Annotated in this window: 3 protein-coding genes and 1 tRNA gene; 3 read left to right on the top strand and 1 reads right to left on the bottom strand. The window is 43.0% G+C overall.

Going from position 1 to position 3,484, the window contains the following annotated elements:
• Positions 1-690, top strand: a 690-nt coding sequence (locus tag VLN09_RS05005; protein ID WP_325244274.1) for a TolC family protein, incomplete at its 5' end; no start/stop codon positions are given.
• 224 nt (positions 691-914) lie between these two features.
• Positions 915-1,922, top strand: coding sequence for a porphobilinogen synthase (gene hemB / locus VLN09_RS05000; RefSeq protein ID WP_325244273.1), 1,008 nt, complete (start codon positions 915-917; stop codon positions 1,920-1,922).
• 114 nt (positions 1,923-2,036) lie between these two features.
• Here hemB and VLN09_RS04995 read toward each other — a convergent pair whose 3' ends face one another.
• Positions 2,037-3,014 (bottom strand): glutathione S-transferase family protein, encoded by a 978-nt coding sequence (locus tag VLN09_RS04995; RefSeq protein WP_325244272.1) that lies wholly within the window; start codon positions 3,012-3,014, stop codon positions 2,037-2,039.
• A gap of 296 nt (positions 3,015-3,310) precedes the next feature.
• On the opposite strand from VLN09_RS04995, the gene VLN09_RS04990 reads away from it, so the two are divergent.
• Positions 3,311-3,387 (top strand) — tRNA-Val (locus VLN09_RS04990).
• Positions 3,388-3,484: the final 97 nt, after the last annotated feature.

Raw genomic sequence — 3,484 nt, 5'->3', positions numbered from 1 at the left:
CCTATCTTTGATGCTGGTCGTTTAGATGCTAACTATGATGTGGCACAAATCGAGCGTAAGCAGACGCTTGCAGGCTATGAGCGTTCAATTCAAACCGCATTCCGTGAAGTCTCTGACGTCTTGGCAACGCGTGCAACCTTGGGCGAGCAGTTAGAGGCGCAGTATCGTTTGCAAGATAATTTTGAACAGACATATCAGATAGCAGATGCCCGTTTTAAAGCAGGTATTTCAAACTATCTTGATGTGCTTGATGCCCAGCGTTCATTATTCTCTACTCAGCAAGGTATACTAGATTTAGAGCTACAAAAAATCGTCAGCCAAATCGAGTTGTACCAAGCACTTGGTGGCGGTGCTAACCTTGATGTACCAACGGTAATTCCTGTGCCGCAACATAGAAATCTGGTACAAGTAGTCAATGCAGCTGCCAATAGCAACAAGGCGAAAGCCACTGCTGCTATTGATGCGGCAAGCTCTGCACGTGTGGTCTCTGCCCAAGAAGCCCTTGCCATTAAACAAGCAGAGCCAATAGAAAAATCGACTTTTAAGCCAACTGCTGTGGTCGATATCAATAATGATGGCAAGACTGATGCTGCGCTTGGGGTAATTACTGAAGAAACTACCTCAAAAGAGACTCGCATCAAAGAAGTCGGTGTCGAGCAAGTGCCGGTCACGCAGATCATTGAGCCATAAGTCTTTATAAAGCCCTAAGTGCGTGACGTACTTTTATCGCGTTGATAGTCGATAAGTACAATCAGCCCTACCGACTTGGTGGGGCTTTTTGCTTTTGATAGTAACTATTGGGTATAGTATCGACATTATATGACGTACCTTTTTAAAAACCTCAGTAGAAAACCTATTAAAAACCTTAGTAATTAAAAAAATAACCGTGATTGCCACTCAGATAAGGAAACAACATGACTTATACTTTTAACCGCCAATTCCCTGAAACTCGCCTACGTCGCCTGCGCTATAATGACAATATACGCGCGATGATTCGTGAAGTTGAGCTACATCCTAAGCATTTTATCGCACCGGTTTTTGTCTTAGAAGGCGCTAACGAACGTCAACAAATCGCTAGTATGCCGGGGGTTGAGCGCTTGTCGATAGACCTGCTCATTAAGCACGCCAAAGACTTGTTGAGCGAAGGCGTCACGACCATCGACATCTTTCCAGTGATTGATAATTCACTAAAGACCCCTGATGGTAGGTCTGCTTATGATGAAAACGCTCTCACTGCACGTGCAGTAAAAGCGGTCAAAGATGCCATACCAGAGATGGTCGTCATGACTGACGTGGCGTTAGACCCTTATACCTCACACGGTCAGGATGGCTTGCTGGATGACTCAGGCTATGTCGTTAATGATGCAACGGTTGAAGTATTGGTCAAGCAAGCGCTCGTCCATGCGCGTGCTGGCGCTGATATCATCTCACCTAGTGACATGATGGATGGTCGTATCAAAGCGATGCGTGATGCCTTTGAAGCTGAAGGTTTTGTGAATACTGCTATCATGGCTTATTCAGCAAAATATGCCTCCGCTTACTATGGTCCATTCCGTGATGCCGTCGGTAGTGCGGGCAATTTAAAAGGTGGGCATAAAAAACAGTATCAGATGGACTTTGGTAATCGCGCTGAGGCGCTACATGAAGTTGCCATGGACATCAATGAAGGCGCTGACATGGTCATGATTAAACCAGGTCAGCCATACTTAGACTTAATCCGTGAAGTTAAAAACACCTTTGGTGTACCAACGTTTGCATACCAAGTCTCTGGCGAATATGCCATGCATATGGCAGCGATTCAAAACGGCTGGCTGACTGATGCGGTGATTTTAGAATCTTTGATTGGTTTCCGCCGTGCTGGCGCTGATGGTATCTTAACCTATTTTGCATTAGAAGCAGCAAGACAGCTAAATAACGCTTAATTTCAGCGTATTTTTACTTAATAAAAAAACCGTACCTGCTGCTATAAAGCCGCGGGTACGGTTTTTTTATTTCTTTACCCTAAAAACTCAGACAGCATTTTATCAAATAGCTCTCTATAAATGTGCCCGCCCATGCGGCTTATCAAAGTCAATAATAGGACCAACGGGTATCACTCCAGTGGGATTAATCGTTGCGTGGCTGGTGTAATAATGCGCTTTGATATGTTCCATATTCACGGTGTCTTTAATACCCGGTACTTGATACAAATCACGCAGATAGCCCCAAAGATTGACATAATCAACGATGCGGCGAATATTACATTTAAAGTGTCCGACATAAACGGCATCAAAACGTACCAACGTCGTAAATAAACGCCAATCCGCCTCAGTTATCGTGCGACCTATTAAGTAACGTTGGTCTGCCAAACGCGCCTCTAACGTATCTAGCGCAGCGAATAGCGCAAATACCGCTTCTGTATAAGCAGCTTGTGTACTTGCAAAACCAGCTTTATAGACGCCATTATTGATAGCATCATAAACAAACGCATTTATCTCATCAATTTCTATTATTGCATCGGATGGTAAAAAATCAGCAGCTATTGCCCCAACGTCATCAAAAGCTGAGTTAAACATACGAATAATCTCAGCAGATTCATTGCTGACGATGGTATTGGTCTTTTTATCCCATAGTACCGGTACTGTCACCCGCCCCGTATAATTTGGCTTTGCCGCGGTATAAACTTCATACAGATAACGTGCATTGATAATGGGGTCAGCGACAACACCTGTACTCTCTGCAAACGTCCAACCTTTATCACCCATAAAAGGGTGAACTACAGACATCGAAATAATATCTTCTAAGCCTTTTAGCTGACGAAAAATAGTAGTACGGTTTGCCCATGGACACGCCAAAGAGACATATAAATGATAACGATTGGCTTCGGCTGGAAAGCCACCCTGACCCGATGGACCAGCACTACCATCTACGGTTACCCAATTTCTAAAGCCTGCATCTTCTCGCTCAAAGCGTCCACCGCTAGATGCTGTGTCATACCATTTATCCTGCCACTGCCCATCAACCAATAAGCCCATTCGATGCTCCTAACCCTTTTACTGTTAACTTAACTTTATTAGATACTATTCGATTATCATAAAAGTCGTTTTTTTATATCTGCAATAGTGTTACTAGATTGCCCAGTATCAAGCGAAGACCCACTATTGACAATAAAAACTAAACCATCATTACATATTAACCATAAAAACTACACAAATAACCTTGTGTAATAGTTAATATAAAGCTGAATAGTAAGTATTCTAATAATAAGGCAGTTTTGTTAGAAAAAAGGCTTGCAAAATAGTGGAAACTTGATAGAATACTCAACCTAAATAGGCGTATAGCTCAGTTGGTTAGAGCGCTACCTTGACATGGTAGAGGTCAGCAGTTCGAGTCTGCTTATGCCTACCAAATTTAGAAATCCCCAGTTTAACGACTGGGGATTTTTTTGTCCGTAAACTATGGGCTGTAGCGGAAAACCTGTTCTTGAATCAACTCATAGTAATGA

The sequence above is a fragment of the Psychrobacter sp. genome, from assembly GCF_035469765.1.
In the GTDB taxonomy this organism is placed as follows: Bacteria; Pseudomonadota; Gammaproteobacteria; order Pseudomonadales; family Moraxellaceae; genus Psychrobacter.
Note: the sequence above shows the minus strand (reverse complement) of the source record. Positions and strands in the feature narration are given on the sequence as shown.